This window comes from Orenia metallireducens (assembly GCF_003001995.1).
Taxonomy (GTDB): domain Bacteria; phylum Bacillota; class Halanaerobiia; order Halobacteroidales; family Halobacteroidaceae; genus Orenia; species Orenia metallireducens_B.
Genome location: NZ_PVNB01000038.1, coordinates 1 through 16,033 on the forward strand (window position 1 = coordinate 1; position 16,033 = coordinate 16,033).

A 16,033-nucleotide genomic window follows, 5' to 3' on the forward strand; every position below is an offset into this window, starting at 1 on the left:
CTCTAATTTCAATATCTGAAACCGCCTCTTGATTTATAACCTCGACCCTAATCTCTTTATCCTCAGATAAGATAACCCAATCATCGACCTTTTTATCATCAACATATAATTTAATCCCAGCCTCTGCTTTGACAACTGGATATCTATCTTCAATCTGTTGACTTAGAATAAGCTGATTATCTTTAAGCTCAATTAACTTCTTTTCTATACTCTCTTGCTCACTATCTAGAGATGACTCTTTTGGCTTATCTTTGCTTTCAAGACTTTCAAGAAGGCTTAATCTTACTTTAAATAGTCTTCTACCAAAGCCTAAAAAGCCCTTTCTACCCTCTTCTAAGACTTCAACCTCTACATCTTCTTTACTACAACCTAACAAGAAGAGTCCTTTTTTTATGGTCTTGTTAATACTTTCCCCCTTAACGGTCACAGAACGCTCTTTATTCATCTACTGCACCTCCTTTGGTTAATCCCTTCTCTAAAATCACTATTGTTCCCTTACAGTCAGTCTTTAATAATAAACGATCACTTGCCATAAACATGACTGAAAAACCTTGTCCTAAAGAGAAGCTATTTGATTTAGAATAATTCTTCATTAACGCAGCCTTTGGTAACTCTTTAAAATCGATCCCTTTACCTTGGTCACTAGTTATAATTCTTAAATTATTATCATAATTTTTGACTACAAGCTCACCTGTTCCACCATGCTTTAAAGCATTTGTAGTGACCTCTGATAAAGCTAGGGTTAAATGGAGCTTCTCTTTAGCAGTAAGGTTAAATCTCTTAAGTTCTTCTTTAAATCTAGCTCTACTAGCTTTAATATCCTTAGCCTCTTGGAGACTTATAGTAAATAATTTATTACCTTTCTCTAGCTCATTATTAATCTCTTCTTCTTTAAAGATTAATTTAAACTTGCCATTGGTTGCTGCTTCAATCACATCACGATAAATCTCTAGCTCTCTAGTCTTGTTCTTCTTTTCTGTATTGATTATATCTGTGACATCAATTGCAATCATACCACCGGATTTACAGTTCATAGGTAGAGCATGTAAATCATAGATCCTTTCTCCTGATTCATCTATAATTGTCTCTCTAGTATATCGCTTATCCTTGATAGATCTTTTGATGAAGCTGCTTAGATAATCATCTGATAAGGTTATAGAGCCAAAGCCTGTTAGATTCTTTATCTTCCCTTGACTATACTTAAAGACATCGGCTACTTCTAACTCATCTAATAATTCTGACTTCTCTACTTCTAGCTGTAGCTGTTCTCTGATCAATTCCTTATTTCCTTTAGGTAGATCCTCTGTTAATTTAGCTATCAACTCTTTAGAAGAATAAGTTAGTAATTCAAAATCCTCCTTACTTAACTTCTTCCTCTCTTCTTTCTCTCTGATAACCTTGATAATATCAAAGGATTGATAAGGAGCACTTTCTTTTAAATTAACTGTCTTGACTATTATCTCCAAGTTATTAAATACCTTTAGCTTATATTTACCTAAGGGTACACTACTTCTTAGAACTATTCCAATTGGGCTTACTAATTCTATAACTCCAGAGAATAGCGATTTATTATCTACCTTCTCTAATTGAACCTTAAGGGGTTTTGAAGGTCTTTTAGCTAAGAATTCTCCACTGATTATCTTTTTACAATCTATAGAGTGATTATTATCTAGATCTGACACTACTTATCACCCCCTAAAAATTTACAGATAATCAAACTAATATCATCAGGAAAGGGAGTTCCCTTTGAAAAATTATAGATCTCTTCTACTAGCTTCTCTTTGATATCTTCAGCCGATAATTGGTTATTCTCAATTAACAGCTGCTCTAATCGACTTACTGTAAATCTATTATTTGCTCTATTTTGAATATCTATTAAGCCATCAGTATAAAACAACAGAATATCACCATGGCTTAACTTGACTTGATAACTATCATAGATGTAGTCCTTTTGAATACCACATAAAATCCCTCGCTTATCTAGGGTGATAATTTTCTGGAGTTGATTAGACCAGAGTAGTGGTTGATTATGGGCGGCATTACTGTAAATAAAGTTACTTTCCTTAAAATCAAAGGAGCCATAAAATGCTGAAACAAAGGTGGGTCTATTCTTTAAATCATGGTAGAGATTATTATTGATATGCTCTAAAATCTTGGAAGGATTATCTTCTAATCTATTTAAAATATTAAAAGCACTATGAATTGTAGCAACTATTATCGCTGCAGGAATCCCTTTACCCATTACATCAGAGATAAAGATATTTAATTTATCTTGCTTCTGTTTGAAAGCAAAGTAATCTCCACCAACCTCTTTGGCAGGGTTATAATAGATCGATAGCTCTAATTGATCATGCTGAGGTGTCTGTTTAGGGATAAATGAGTTCTGGATTTTAGAAGCAATCTCAATCTCTTTATTTAATGTGTTCTTTTCTACTTCTTTTTGTAAAATTTTAATTTTAGTTATCCCATCTGTTAAAAAGATAGAGAAAGATTTAAGCACTTCCTGAATAAATTCTTTATAGTTTTCTTTAGCATCCATAACTACAATAATACCTAAAATCTTACCTTCATCTTCCAAAACCTCTATAAAATAATTAAAGGAACTTTCTGAAAATTCCTCATCTAAAATTCTATTTAGACTTTCTTTAATAGAGGGACTATTATTATCTATTAATTTTTTAATTAGCAGATAACTTTTATTACTTAACTTATAATTAGTTTCATTTTTTATATATCCTTTATTATTAAATATATCTTTTAATAATATAAATCCATACTTCAAATCTGTTCTAAGTAATAATATTTTTAATAACTGTTGGCAAAAATCGTTAAGACTTTTCGAGTCTTTCATATGTGCTAAGATATTAGAGAGGTTACTTTCTTCATGAATATATTGATATTGTTTCTGTAAATAATTCTGCTTTATCTTCTGATAACAATAATTACATTCTTCACTAATCTTATGAATTCTGTAGATAATATAATTATTATCTACCCTTTGGACATTGACTTCTAAATATAAAATATCACCATTTTTCTGCAGGTATTCACCTATAAATTTATATTTCTGCTTAGTACCTTGAGATTCAATCTGCTGACTATCTTTATCCAACCCTTTGATACCGAGACTACTAATATCAGTACCTATTAGCTGTTGATCTTTATATTCTAGTAAGTCTAGTGCCTTTTTATTTATCTTTATAATCTCCTTAGAGTCAATAGCTATTATGATTACGCCATCTCCACCAAGCTCATAAGACTGATTAATGGCTAAGGTATTCTCTTTTAGCTGATTCTTTGATTGATCTACCATTGTCCACCTCCTGATATAGTATAAAGTATCTAATCGGTCATATAATCTTTATTATAATTCTATTTATTAGATATAATTCTATAAAATATTATAATTATCCTTTAATACCTGCTTTAGTTCTAGGTTGATTAAGCTAGAGGTCAAGATACTTTTTAATAAGTTCTTCTTAGCAAAGATTTAACAACAAAAAAAAATTTAAATTAAGTAGAGTAGTTAAAGAGGATACTTCAAATGATGAGATAGCGAGAAAATCCTGTTGTAGTTGTTTTAATAGTTTTAAATAGTTTTAAAAGTTTTCCGAGGTGGACAAACCCTTGTGGTTATAGGCTTTGTTGACATTAAATATGACAGATTTAGTGTTTAATATGATATTTTTAATGTTAACTATTACACTTTTAATGTTTAATATGCCATTTTTAATGTATATTATGGCTAATTTAATGTTTAATATGACGTTTTTTTTGATAAGTCATGTTGGATTAGATATAATAAAAAAGGAGGTGTTTCAATGGCTAATGACTTGATTGTAAAGCACAATAAAGTGATTGAAAGTAAATATAATATGACAAGTACAGAGGCAAAGATAATTGCAAAATTAACCTGTTTGATAGAGAAGAATGATGAAGATTTTAAAGAACATACTTTTAGAAGTAGAGATTTATTGGAGGAACTGGGTTTAGGTGAAAATAATTATGTAGCATTAAAAGAATCCATTAGAAAGTTGATTACAAGAGAAATTGAAATTCATCAACCTGATAAAAGGGAATTGATAACTACATTTTTGAGTAGTTGTGTATATGACAACATTAATAGTACAATAACTTTAAGTTATGATCCAAAACTAAAACCTTATTTTTTACAGTTGAAAAATAACTTTACTAAGTATTATTTAGAGAATATTCTAGAATTAAAGAGTTTTTATTCGATTCGGATTTATGAGTTATTAAAGCAGTATGAGCGAATAAAAGAAAGAAAAATTACAATAACAGATTTAAGAGAGATATTAGATGTTAAAGATAAATATAAACTTTATGCTGATTTTAAAAGAAGAATATTACTTCAAGCTCAAGATGAGATCAATCAAAAGACAGATTTAGAAGTTGATTTTGAAGAGATAAAAACTGGCAGAAAAGTAACAGGAATTAAATTTATTATTCACAAGAAAGAACTTCCAGAAAGAGAACTAGAGTTTAAAGAGTTCCCTAAAGAGAGTTACTCCCCAGAGGTTTTGGAGTTATTTCAGCTCTTACCTCCAAAGGAGCAGGTAGAGGCTCATAAGCGAGAGTTATCAAAGTTACTTAAAGAACATAGCTATGACTACTTAAAGGCTGATATCGAGTATGCTAAGCAGTTTGAAGTAAAGAATTTTTTGGGCTTTTTAAAAAGTTCTTGTCAACGGGGGCATTACTCTACTGCTGAGGTGGAGAAGAAAGAACGTAAAGAGGATTTAGCTAGACAGAGGGAGGCAGAAGAGCAGAGAAAGCAGGAGCTAGAGAAAAAGATTAAGCAAAAAGCAGAAGAGAAGGCTAGAGAGAGGTATAGTAAGCTCTCTGAACAAGAGTTAGAGGAGTATGGGAGTAAGTATGAGAGCTTACCAAAGATGTTAAAGGAGAGAATTACAAGAGAGGATTTTGTGATTGGAGCCTTGGAGGAGGAGCTTGAAGAGGAATTAAGGGAATTGACTGAGATGATGTTTTAAAAAAGAGAAATGATCTTAATTTTTTTAGGATATATGTAAATCTATAAAGATTTTATATTAGCAATTTTAAAAGTAAAAGAGTAAACAAGAATAATTTTTAGCCACAAATTAAAACCAATCAAAGAGTAAAAAATTAATTTAATGAATAAATTTTTTGAACTTATTCGTGTAAATTAGTGCGATTCGTGGCTAAAGAAATTTAAATTCTTTTTCGTGTTATATATAGTACAGAACTACAATTTTATCTTACTTTACATCTAAATGTATATATGGTAATATAGATTAAATATTATTTAAGGAGTGATATTAGGTGAAGCATAATCGTAAAGAAACTCTTGCTTCATTGATATGGAGGATACCAGTAGTTAATAGAATAAATCTTGATATTTAACTAAAACTTAAAGGAGAGTTCATATGAATGATAATAAGATTATTCTTACTGGTGACCGCCCCACGGGACAACTACATTTAGGACATTATGTCGGTTCTTTAGAAAATCGTGTTAAATTACAGAATGATTATAAACAATTTGTTATGATTGCAGATACTCAAGCTCTAACGGATAATGCGGACAATCCACTAAAAGTCCGTAAAAATATCTTAGAGGTGGTCTTAGATTATCTAGCTGTAGGTATTGATCCCAAGATTAGTACCATTTTCATCCAATCATTAGTACCAGAGCTAGCTGAACTTAATATGTATTATCTGAATCTAGTAACAGTAAATCGCTTAAAGAGAAATCCTACAGTTAAGAATGAAATAGAGCAAAAAGCCTTTAAAGAGAGTATTCCAGCTGGCTTTCTAACCTATCCTGTCAGTCAGGCAGCAGATATAACTGCCTTTAAAGCTAATTTAGTTCCTGTTGGTGAAGATCAATTACCACTTTTAGAGCAGACTGTAGAGATTGTCAGAAGGTTTAATAGAATCTATGAACCGGTTTTAGTAGAACCGCAAGCATTAGTCTCTAAAGCTGCTAGATTAGTAGGAACTGATGGTCAAAACAAGATGAGTAAATCTTTAGGCAATGCTATCTCCTTAGCTGATTCATCTGAAGTGATCCAAGAAAAGGTAATGGGAATGTTTACTGACCCTAACCATCTTAGAGTTGAAGATCCAGGTCAAGTTGAAGGAAATCCAGTCTTTATCTATCTTGATCTCTTTGATCCAGAGCAAGAAGAGGTTGAGCAGTTAAAAGCCCATTATCGTAGAGGTGGACTTGGAGATGTTAAGGTAAAAAGGCGGCTCAATCTAGTTTTACAAGACTTCTTAAAACCAATTAGAGAGCGTAGAGAAGAGTATAGCAAAGATCCTAAAGAAGTAATGAATATCTTAAGAAAAGGATCAGAAAAAGCAAGAGCAATAGCAGCCAATACTCTTGCTGAAGTAAAAGAAGCTATGAAGATTAATTATTTTTAAGAATAGATAATAAGTTTTTTAGTTGAATAAACAAGGAGGTAGCTAGAATTTTCTAGCTACCTCTTTACTATTTCACTGACTTTAAATTAGAAGTTAAGGTTTTATTTTCATCATTTCAAATGAAGATATTTGCTATAATCTCTAAGAAATATATTTTTTAAAAGGTTTTTCTTGACAGAAGAGGAGTTAACCTGTATAATATTGATAACGATAATTAATATCAATATCAAGAGAGGTGATAGATTATGTTAAAGAATATGATTGATTCTTTTATTGATTTTACCAAAGTTGTTGAGGAAGATTTAGAATTTTATGATCTATCTCAAAATAATAAAAATTAGTTGAGAAGAGAATATAATAAATCAAATATATATATAGAAAAAGACTCCTAGCTAGGAGTCTTTTTCTATATATATAAGGGTCAATTTCAATTATTTTTGGTGAATAAGCACCGAAAATAATTGAAAAACTTAACAACGAGGAATATAATGAAATTGCTGGTGAATAAGCACCTATTCTATACATTATCGGGGGTGTAATAAAATTGTTAACTACAATCTTCTTTCAAACTTTAAATTTAGTTTTGATTATAGGAATTTTTTATTTGATTTTTAGTTTGCCAAAAAAGTTAAAAAAATTGATAGAACTTGTTAAAAGAAAAAACCAAGAGATAGAGCAGATAAAAGAACTATTAAAAGATAATAAATAAACTATTTCTTAGAATAATAGCTTTGGAGGAGAGTTTAATGAGAAACAGAAAAAAGTTACCCTATGTTCTAACTAAAGATGAGCAGAATCAGCTGCTAAATATCTTCAATACCCGCTATCCGACAGCTCAGAGAAATAAAGCTATGATTGCTCTCATGTTAGATACTGGCTTAAGGTTAGCAGAAACTATTAATCTCAAATGGAGAGATATCAATGGAAATATTTTAACTGTAATTGAGGGTAAAGGTGGGAAAGATCGGATTTTAGGAGTACCCCAAAGAAGCTTAAAGCTTTTAAAGGATTGGAAGAACAGACAAGAATTAGAGTTAGAGAAAAGAGAGGTGGTCAATCAAGAGCAATTAGTATTTACTACCTTAAAGGGAAATAAGTTAAACCCTAGGGATATTAGAGAGATGGTATATACCTATGCTAAAAAGGCTCAAATCCAAGAAACTACACTCAGAGTTAATAAAAATGGAAAAGAATATCTACAGAGAAAAGTAACTCCTCATAGTTTAAGGCATAGCTTTGCAACCACTCTTTATAAAGAGATCAAGAATTTGAGGATAGTTCAAGAGGCTTTAGGCCATGATGATATCTCTACAACTCAGATTTATACTTATATCAGCAATGAAGAGGTAATAGCAGCAATGGTCGATAGAGATTGATAAATTTGAAATTTAAAGATTATTAAAAAGCCAAAGTTAAAGAATTAATTCTTTAACTTTGGCTTTTTAGCTGATAGTAGACGTTCTAGGAAAAAACCTCTTTTAACCTCTTTAATAGAGGCTTATCCTTCTTTTCTTGTAGCTCTCTAATCTTTAACATCAACTCTCGATCTCTCTTTTCAACTTGGTTAAAGTGGCTTATTTGAGTTGAATTGATCTTATTTAATTCGATCTTAAGCTCCTCTTCCATGTTGATTAGCTTATGAGCCAATACTTGATTTTGTTGCAAAACGACCTCTTTAAGCTCCTGATTATTGACTTCTAGTGCCTGTTGGAAGGCTCTTTTTAGCTGAGAAAGATTGATAGGCTCTTTTACATTGGCTACCTCAATTACTTCTTCAATAGCTTGAGCTATCTGGGAGAACTCACCTTGATTGATAAACCATTGCTCAATCCCATTTACATTCTTTTTGATAGCATCTAAATCTCCATTGTTACAACGCCTACGGACAGTCCTTTCAGAGACCTCAAGAATTTCAGCTGCTTGACTGGTGGTAAAGGTATATTCGTCGGACAAATTTAACACCCCCTTTATTGATTGTAATATATTTCCAATTAACTACTTCTACTTGCTTTAGACAAATCCCTTCTTTTTAGAGGACATAAACGAGGACAACTTTCCTAAAAGTCGGACAGAGGTTGGTTAAGGAGGTCACTTGGCAGTATATGTATATATCATTGCAATAGTACTATAAACGTATTATAATGTTAGAAAAGCTTTAAAAGAGGATGGTCGCTAAAATTAACAATTGGGGGATTTAGATGAATAGAGTAGAAGCAATTAAAGATCAGGATAAGATAGAAGAGATGAAAAGTAAGCTATTTAAAAGTAGCTATCGTGATTATCTCTTATTTGTAATTGGGATTAATACAGGATTGAGAATATCTGATATCTTGAATTTAAAGGTCAGTGATGTTAAGGATAAAGACCATATTATTATTAATGAAGACAAAAGTGGTAAAGAGAAGAAATATTTGATTAATCCTCAATTAAGAAAAGAGATAGATAAGTACATCATCAATATGAAGGACTGGCAGCACCTCTTTCAAAGCCAAAAGGGGCATAATCAACCAATTAGTAGGGTACAAGCTTATCGGGTACTGAAAAAGGCTGCTAAGGAGTTGAGAATCAATGATGTTGGAACCCATACTTTAAGAAAGACCTTTGCTTATCATCATTATCTAAAGAATAGGGATTTAGCCTTATTACAGGACCTTTTTAATCACTCCTCTCCAAGTCTAACCTTAAATTATATTGGAATTGATGAAGCTGTGATGGATAAGAATATTATTGTTAAATAGAATGATTTTTGAACAAAAGCATATAAAACAATAAAAACACCGTATTAAGACACGGTGTTTTTATTGTATGAGCTAAAATCTAACTATGGTAAGGGTTTTTAGCCACCTTTTTAATCGACTTAATTACTACTAAATCTAAATCAATCTGAGCTTGTTCTTCAAAATCAGCTAAACGAGCTAGTACATTTCCTCTATCACTGGTAACATATTTAGCTGGAATCTGATTTAAAGTATAAGAAGCTATATCTAATAAGCAATGCTCACAGATACAGATATTACTAAACTCATCACTCTCTAATAAATCAGCAATCTTTTCTAAGATGATATCTTCTAAACAGTTATTTAACTTATCCTCTTTAATCTTCTTTAATTTTGCTAACATAATTGCCCTCCTATTATCTTATATCCTTTTAAACTTAAATAATTGATTAAACCTTATTGCTCTAACTTCTTTAATTAAATCCACTTAATAACTCTCTAAGTTCTTTCTCAAGCTCTTCCTCAATAGCTCCTAGCACAAACTCCTTTTTAGAAACCTTCTCCTTAAGCATCTTTGGTAGACTCTCATAGCCCTCTGCATAGCTGTCTATCTCCTTTTCCGATAGCTTTTCATAATTCTTCTTAGCTTTTTGCTGGGCTTTCTTTTTAATCTTCTGCTCTAACTCTTCTTTTTTCTTCTGCTCTTGCTCCCGGTATCTTGCCAGCTCTTTTTTACGTTGCTGCTTCTCTAGCTCAACACTAGCATAATGTCCACCTGCACAGGAAGCCTTTAAAAAGCCCATAAAATTATCAGGCTGAGCCTGTTTAGCATACTCAATGTCAGCCTTCAAGTATTCAAAACTATGTTCTCTTAATAATCTATCTAAGTTTCTCTTATGAGCCTCGATCTGTTCCTTGGGAGGCAAAAGTCTAAATAATTCTAAAACTTCTGGAGAGTGGTTCTTTTCTGTAGCATATTCTTGAAATTCTAACTCTTCTGGTGGAAGTTGTTTCTTCTTAATAATAAATTTAATCGCCGTTACCTTTCTACCTGTCTTAATCTCTTCAAAATCAAAGTAAATATCTGTATCTTTATTTTCAGCTAACTCTTCTTTAGCTTTTAATAGTACTCTTTGCTTAAAGTTATTATAACGTTTATATTGGTCATCAGCTATACCTAACATTTTTCTTAAATCATCTAACTCTATTACTCGATTTTTAATTCGTTCATATTGCTTTAATAGCTCATAGATTCTGATACTATAAATACTATTTAATCCAATTATATTACTTAAAAGATATTTAGTAAATCTAGTATCCAAATTTAATAGATAAGGTACTAAATCACTATTGAAGGCTATTTCTAAAGTTCCAGCATCATTAAAATATCTAATATAACTCAACCAATTTATTTTGACCCTATCTCCTTCATTATTCTCTATTCTAATATGCTTTTTAATCAGTGAATCTTCAAACTCTTGCATATATTGATATAAGCCTTCTCCTTTATAGCCTAAGACTTCTGCAAACTCTTTAACTGTCACTTTTTGTTTTCTAAAATCTTCCTCATCTTTTTTTATTTTAGAGATTAAATAAAGTATAAACTTATATTCATTTTTGGTCATTTCTACAAAACCTTCAATTAGATGATTCTCTTTAACAATTAGTTTGTTTTTGTGTTCCAATTAAATCATCTCCTTTTTTCAATAATATAATACTACAAACAAACAATCAAGAAGTATTTAACACTAAAAAAGTAGTTTTTGACACTCGAAATGTAGTTTTTAGCACCTAAAAAGAAGTGTTTAACACTCAAAATGTAGCATTTAACACTCAAAATGTAGTTTTTAATAGCAACAAATCCCATAACTACAAGGGGTTGTCCACCCCGGAAAACCTTTAAAACTATTTAAAACTATTAAAACAACTACAACAGGGTTTTCTCACTTTACTCATTATTTACAGTGTAAAGCTGATAAATTCTGCTGATTAGAAATTTAGTTGTTGTTAATCTTTAAACTCAAAAAAAAGCAGCTAAAAGCTTAATAAGCTCTTAGCTACTTTAATTAGTAGATAGATTCAGTTTAGTTTATTGCTGGCGTCTTCTTCTGATCCAGAAACTAAAGATATCATTACGCCAGTAGTCTAAGGAGTAGAGAATTGGGCGATTAGTCTCATCATAATGTAGCTGCTTCATTAATAACACTGTGGTCTCTGGTTCAACAATAATCTTTTGGGCATACTCATCATCTGCTAAAGGTACTACTAGTTCGGTGTCAGCCAGTAAAATATCGATATTACACTCCTTGTTTAAAAACTCAAATAATGAACCAGAAAACTCTTTAACTTTAAAAGCCTCACCCACTAGATATTGGGGTAATATATTTAATGAGAAGAAGACAGGCTCATTATTAGCTGTTCTAATCCGTTTAATTACAGTAACTAAATCGCCTTCTGCTAGATCCAATAACTTAGCCCAGCTCTTATTACACCTCTTAGTACTTACCTTAACCTGCTGCTCCCCCTCCTCTAAGCCTGCCAATTTAATCATTGAGCCTACACTCTGTAACCTCTCTAAGCTAGAGGAGATACTTGGTAAAGGATTGGTCACAAAGGTTCCAACCCCATGTTTGACTAGAAGCTTGCCCTCCTCTACCAGTAATTTAACAGCAGAACGGAAGGTCTCCCTGCTAACCCCAAAATGCTCTGCCATCTTAGCCTCGGCAGGCAGTTTCTCTCCAATCCTTAGCTCACCAGCTCTAACCATCTCTTCAAGCTCTTCTTTAATACTTAAGTAACTTGGTTTCATCATCCCACTCCCAACTGTCAACTTCAAGATTTTAAAAGATCAGCTTCAAACTCTGTTAATAATAAATCACAGATCATCTGATTAGCAGCAACTAATAAGCTATCCTCACCAACTTTTAGACTGATAACCTTGCCTTTAGCCTCTTCTACCAATAGCTTACCAGCAGCTATATCCCAAGAGTTTAAACTCAACTCCCAATAGCCATCAAAACGCCCTGTAGCTACATTACATAAATCATAAGCAGCACTTCCTGTTCTTCTAATCCCTCTAATCTTTGGTACTAGCTGATTAAAGAAATTGAGGTTATTATTAGAAGTAATCCCACGATTATAGGGGAAGCCTGTACTTAATAAGGAAGATTCTAAAGAAGTGCTAGTCGATACCTCAATTCTTTGATAATTTAAATAAGCCCCCCTGCCTTTTAAGGCAACATATAGCTCATCTAAGCGAGGAACATAGATAACTCCCATAATCAATTCATCACAGTACTTCAAGGCAACAGAGATAGAGAAGATAGGAAAGCCATGAATATAATTGGTCGTTCCATCTAATGGATCAATAATCCATTGAAACTTTGAATGATGTTTTAATGCCCCATTCTCCTCTGATAAGATTGAGTGATTTGGGAATTCATTAAGTATATGCCCGATCAGTATCTCTTCAGAGAGCTGATCAACCTCTGTTACTAAGTCAAACTCTCCAGATTTTGTACTGATATTTAAGTTAGTCTCTAATCTCTGTAATTGTAGCTTGCCAACCTCTTTAACCCAACTTATTACCTTCTCTAACACACTATCAATGTCCAATCCAATCCCACCTTATATTAATTTATTAGCTATCTCCCCTTCAGCTGTGATTAAGAAGCGAAGTAAGTGACTATCATTAGCCCGTTTTAAATCTGGATTTTCTGTATAGCAGATCTTAATGTTCTGATTATAATCCTTGATTAGCTCTTCAATCCCTTCATTAGGTAAGCCATAGGTTCCTTCATTATCAGCACAGATAATAAAGTACGCTGGTTTAATTGACTCTAGCAGATCTAAAGAGATGGCAGCTAAGTCACCATGATGAGGGGCTGTTAATAGATCAGCTGTTAAATTTTGATCCTTAAAATCGTCCCAATTAGCTAGAGGGAGATCTGCTGTTAACAGTAGACTCCTTTCTCCAAAGCTAAGCTTTAGAGGAATACTTGCTGAGTTTAAATAACGATCAATTTCTAATAGTTTAGCTTGAAGCTCATTAGAATTAGCTGATTTAAAGAGATAGCTCATATCTGAATCCAGTTTATCTAAAATCTCCTTACTAGGGGCTAAGGCTTTAATCTCTAAGTCTTTAATCTTTAAGCTAATATCTTGATTAACTACAGTTACCTTAGTCTCTTGCTGTGTTAGCCCTTGCAATATCTTCTGATAAAGTAGTAAAGATTGCCCCATGGTAGAGTCTTGCTTGAGCTTTAAAACTTGATTTAGCTGCTTGGCTTTAAAGTTATAATTAAGCCAAGCCTCCTTAATCTCTACTTGACCAATAATTTCAACAATTCCTCCTATATGGTCACGATGAAAGTGGGTTAAAACCAATAAATCTATCTGCTCAATTCCTTCCTCTTTTAAATACTCACTAACTCTAATTCTTTTAGGATTTTGCTGATAGATTTTATCATCATTATCACCACCATCAACTAAGATAGTAAAGGTGCTATCTTCACCAACTAAGCGAAGACAGCTACACTCTCCAAAGCCCACCCTTAAAAAATCTATTACTAACTGATAATTACTCAATTTATCGCCTCCTAATCTAGCTATCTAAACTAACCAAATTTCTATTATTCATTTTTATATACCTTAACTGAGGAGATTCTATCATTCCAATCATCTGCTAAATAAGGAGTACTAGTTGAGATCCACTGTGATGTTCCACCATAATTATCATCTTCAAAGATTTGGACTTGATAATCACCAACAATCAAGATAGAGCTGATCTGATCGTTCATAGAGATATGATCATCATAACCATCTTCATCGACAATATATTGATCACTTACTGCTGGAGTATTTTCAGTCAATCTAATGTAGTAGCCACCATAACTGCTATTTTGGTATAAATAAACCCCTTCATAGCTTCCAGAGTAATTGCCAACATCTAAATTCTTAGTTTTACAGACTTCAACCAAATCAGTAGTGTCGATAGCAAAGTCCATAATAATAATATTTAAAGGTGCTGTAGTCCAATCACTGGTCTCTAAACCTATATCTTGACCTAATAATAAAGGAAGTAGAGCAGGATTTGAGTCATTTGCCCCATCCCATAATGAATCTAGTTGACTACTTGCTGTAGTTTGAGCCTGCAAGACATGGAATTTATCATAGTACTCTGCAGTCTGACTCTGATAGCCACTCTTCATTGTCTGTACTTCACTATCTAGCTCTTCAATTAAAGCCTCTTCATCACCTTCATTAGCCCAATAGGACCTAATAGCATTGGCTCTATTCCAGATATACTCTTGCTCTGTAGCTGAGAACTCACTATACATTGTTTCATGATCCATAAGTATAATAACTCGCTGATTAGAATTCCAGAGTTGATATACTTTCGTATGTACTCCCCAATTCTCTGGTACCATATAAGCTCCTAAGGTATTCATCATCTTATCCTTAAGTTCTGTAATATGGGCTTGGTCATCCTCATCATCCCATTCTGGAAAGTGTTGAAAATCAATAATAACTAGCTCTTTTGGATGATTATCTAAGAAGGTTTTGATATTATCTAAGGCAGGAAAGATTCTATCCATCATATCAAAGCCTCCATGAGAAAAGATCCACCCTTTACCATCACTAGTATAGGTAGCACGAAAATCAAAGTATCTAATACCATGTTCTAGCTGACTTTTAATAGTATGGTTTTGTGTCTGAGTAAAATCTGCTAACAACCAGCCATCAAGTTCTCGTGAGCCTGAATCATGGGTCCCAGGAATCACTAAATCCCGTAGCTCTCTATTAGCAATCTCATCGGCTATATCTTCCATCCAGCTTTCCACATTATAGGTCTGCTCTACATACTCAGCATAACAGCTGCCTTGCAAGATCATAACTGCTGTTGAGATTAAAGCTAGTAAGACTGTAACCATCGCCACCTTTTTTAATAAAGATTTCTTCATTATAAAAATCCTCCTTTTGAGTTTTGAAATGTCCCAATTTAACCCACTAGTTTAAGCTATTTATAAGACCTGACGAATATAAGAGTTAGAGATTACTAAGATTAAGACCACCATTACTATCGATGTTGCAGCTGAAAAGCCTATATCAAAGTATTTAAAGCCGTGCTGATAGATATAAAAGGTCAAAGTTTCTGTAGAGTTACCTGGTCCTCCACCTGTTAAAACATAGATCTTATCAAAGATTCTAAAGGTATCGATAGTTCTTAATAAGATAACTAAGATAATCCCTGGCTTCAATAAAGGTAAGGTAATATAGACTAGCCTCTTTAAAGCAGAAGCTCCATCTACCTTGGCACTCTCATAGATCTCTATAGGTAATGCCTGTAAATTGGCCAATAAGACTAGAAAGACAAAGGGAGTCCACTGCCAAACATCGGTTATAATAATTGAAAAGAGAGCCAATTTAGCCGAGCTTAACCACTCTACTGGGGCTATGCCAAAGTGACTTAAGATATTATTAATAATTCCATAATCGTAGGCATACATCATCTTCCAGGTTAAAGCTACTGTAATTGGTGGTAATAACATGGGAATTAAAATAATAGATCTTAAGATCTTTCTACCTATTATCTTAGTATTAAAAAGCAGTGCCAAAGCAAAACCTACTAAGGTCTCTAAAACTACGGCTATAAGCACAAAAACTACTGTATTCTTTAAGGCTACCCAGAAATTAATATCCTTAACTAAGTTAATATAATGCTTAAACCCCACAAAATCATGGATACCGTTAAAAGAATCAACCTTCTGAAAGCTGATGCTAATTGCGTAAAATAAAGGGTAAACTGTTAACAATAATAGGACAATAACTGTTGGTAGTAAAAATAGATAAGGCATCTTATTATCTCTTAGCATTAAGCTACATCCT

15 protein-coding genes are annotated in these 16,033 nt (G+C 32.6%); 4 read left to right on the forward strand and 11 right to left on the reverse strand.

Going from position 1 to position 16,033, the window contains the following annotated elements; genetic code table 11:
* The 3 genes from BX659_RS17060 to BX659_RS17070 form a co-directional block, all read right to left on the reverse strand.
* Positions 1 to 445 (reverse strand): Jag N-terminal domain-containing protein (locus BX659_RS17060; RefSeq protein WP_172432005.1); only part of this gene is annotated, 445 nt, incomplete at its 3' end.
* Positions 438 to 1,682: an ATP-binding protein gene (locus BX659_RS17065; protein WP_097019459.1), complete on the reverse strand. Its 1,245-nt coding sequence runs from the start codon at positions 1,680 to 1,682 to the stop codon at positions 438 to 440. The genes BX659_RS17065 and BX659_RS17060, both read right to left, overlap by 8 nt.
* The gene (locus BX659_RS17070) at positions 1,682 to 3,313 is read right to left on the reverse strand and encodes a SpoIIE family protein phosphatase (RefSeq protein WP_097019460.1); all 1,632 of its coding nucleotides are present in this window, start codon (positions 3,311 to 3,313) and stop codon (positions 1,682 to 1,684) included. The genes BX659_RS17065 and BX659_RS17070 overlap by 1 nt, the downstream gene beginning before the upstream one ends.
* 508 nt (positions 3,314 to 3,821) lie before the next feature.
* On the opposite strand from BX659_RS17070, the gene BX659_RS17080 reads away from it, so the two are divergent.
* From BX659_RS17080 to BX659_RS17090, 3 genes are all read left to right on the forward strand, one after another.
* Positions 3,822 to 5,012: a replication initiation protein gene (locus tag BX659_RS17080; RefSeq protein ID WP_097019462.1), complete on the forward strand. Its 1,191-nt coding sequence runs from the start codon at positions 3,822 to 3,824 to the stop codon at positions 5,010 to 5,012.
* Between the two features lie 414 nt (positions 5,013 to 5,426).
* The gene (gene trpS / locus BX659_RS17085) at positions 5,427 to 6,428 is read left to right on the forward strand and encodes a tryptophan--tRNA ligase (protein WP_097019463.1); all 1,002 of its coding nucleotides are present in this window, start codon (positions 5,427 to 5,429) and stop codon (positions 6,426 to 6,428) included.
* A 746-nt stretch (positions 6,429 to 7,174) separates the two neighbouring features.
* Positions 7,175 to 7,804 carry a tyrosine-type recombinase/integrase gene (locus BX659_RS17090; RefSeq protein ID WP_097019464.1) on the forward strand — a complete coding sequence of 210 codons (630 nt, stop codon included), beginning with the start codon at positions 7,175 to 7,177 and terminating at the stop codon, positions 7,802 to 7,804.
* An 85-nt stretch (positions 7,805 to 7,889) separates the two neighbouring features.
* Here BX659_RS17090 and BX659_RS17095 read toward each other — a convergent pair whose 3' ends face one another.
* The gene (locus tag BX659_RS17095; RefSeq protein WP_097019465.1) at positions 7,890 to 8,381 is read right to left on the reverse strand and encodes a helix-turn-helix domain-containing protein; all 492 of its coding nucleotides are present in this window, start codon (positions 8,379 to 8,381) and stop codon (positions 7,890 to 7,892) included.
* Between the two features lie 245 nt (positions 8,382 to 8,626).
* Here BX659_RS17095 and BX659_RS17100 point away from each other — a divergent pair, with 245 nt between their 5' ends.
* Positions 8,627 to 9,166 carry a site-specific integrase gene (locus BX659_RS17100; protein ID WP_097019466.1) on the forward strand — a complete coding sequence of 180 codons (540 nt, stop codon included), beginning with the start codon at positions 8,627 to 8,629 and terminating at the stop codon, positions 9,164 to 9,166.
* A gap of 79 nt (positions 9,167 to 9,245) precedes the next feature.
* Here the strand turns inward: BX659_RS17100 and BX659_RS17105 are convergent, their stop codons facing one another.
* The 7 genes from BX659_RS17105 to BX659_RS17135 all read right to left on the reverse strand — a co-directional run bounded on the left by BX659_RS17105 (position 9,246) and on the right by BX659_RS17135 (position 16,020).
* On the reverse strand, positions 9,246 to 9,548 hold the full coding sequence (locus tag BX659_RS17105; protein WP_097019467.1) for a late competence development ComFB family protein: 303 nt from the start codon (positions 9,546 to 9,548) through the stop codon (positions 9,246 to 9,248).
* Between the two features lie 70 nt (positions 9,549 to 9,618).
* Entirely contained in the window at positions 9,619 to 10,830 is a 1,212-nt protein-coding gene (locus tag BX659_RS17110) for a replication initiation protein (protein WP_097019468.1), read from the reverse strand.
* A gap of 404 nt (positions 10,831 to 11,234) precedes the next feature.
* Complete coding sequence (locus tag BX659_RS17115; protein WP_097019469.1) at positions 11,235 to 11,954, reverse strand: GntR family transcriptional regulator; 720 nt, start codon at positions 11,952 to 11,954, stop codon at positions 11,235 to 11,237.
* A gap of 23 nt (positions 11,955 to 11,977) precedes the next feature.
* A complete protein-coding gene (locus tag BX659_RS17120) occupies positions 11,978 to 12,760 on the reverse strand; it encodes an inositol monophosphatase family protein (protein WP_097019470.1) in 783 nt (260 codons plus the stop codon).
* A 12-nt stretch (positions 12,761 to 12,772) separates the two neighbouring features.
* Positions 12,773 to 13,732, reverse strand: a complete 960-nt coding sequence (locus BX659_RS17125; RefSeq protein WP_172432006.1) for a ComEC/Rec2 family competence protein — start codon at positions 13,730 to 13,732, stop codon at positions 12,773 to 12,775.
* Between the two features lie 44 nt (positions 13,733 to 13,776).
* The gene (locus tag BX659_RS17130) at positions 13,777 to 15,108 is read right to left on the reverse strand and encodes a hypothetical protein (protein ID WP_097019472.1); all 1,332 of its coding nucleotides are present in this window, start codon (positions 15,106 to 15,108) and stop codon (positions 13,777 to 13,779) included.
* 60 nt (positions 15,109 to 15,168) lie between these two features.
* Positions 15,169 to 16,020, reverse strand: coding sequence for a carbohydrate ABC transporter permease (locus tag BX659_RS17135; protein WP_097019473.1), 852 nt, complete (start codon positions 16,018 to 16,020; stop codon positions 15,169 to 15,171).
* Positions 16,021 to 16,033 lie beyond the last annotated feature (13 nt).

Coding starts and splice junctions, on each gene's coding strand:
- BX659_RS17090 (WP_097019464.1), top strand. CDS start 7,175: ATGAGAAACAGAAAAAAGTTACCCTATGTTCTAACTAAAGATGAGCAG.
- trpS (WP_097019463.1), top strand. CDS start 5,427: ATGAATGATAATAAGATTATTCTTACTGGTGACCGCCCCACGGGACAA.
- BX659_RS17070 (WP_097019460.1), bottom strand. CDS start 3,313: ATGGTAGATCAATCAAAGAATCAGCTAAAAGAGAATACCTTAGCCATT.
- BX659_RS17115 (WP_097019469.1), bottom strand. CDS start 11,954: ATGAAACCAAGTTACTTAAGTATTAAAGAAGAGCTTGAAGAGATGGTT.
- BX659_RS17100 (WP_097019466.1), top strand. CDS start 8,627: ATGAATAGAGTAGAAGCAATTAAAGATCAGGATAAGATAGAAGAGATG.
- BX659_RS17080 (WP_097019462.1), top strand. CDS start 3,822: ATGGCTAATGACTTGATTGTAAAGCACAATAAAGTGATTGAAAGTAAA.
- BX659_RS17105 (WP_097019467.1), bottom strand. CDS start 9,548: ATGTTAGCAAAATTAAAGAAGATTAAAGAGGATAAGTTAAATAACTGT.
- BX659_RS17135 (WP_097019473.1), bottom strand. CDS start 16,020: ATGCTAAGAGATAATAAGATGCCTTATCTATTTTTACTACCAACAGTT.
- BX659_RS17130 (WP_097019472.1), bottom strand. CDS start 15,108: ATGAAGAAATCTTTATTAAAAAAGGTGGCGATGGTTACAGTCTTACTA.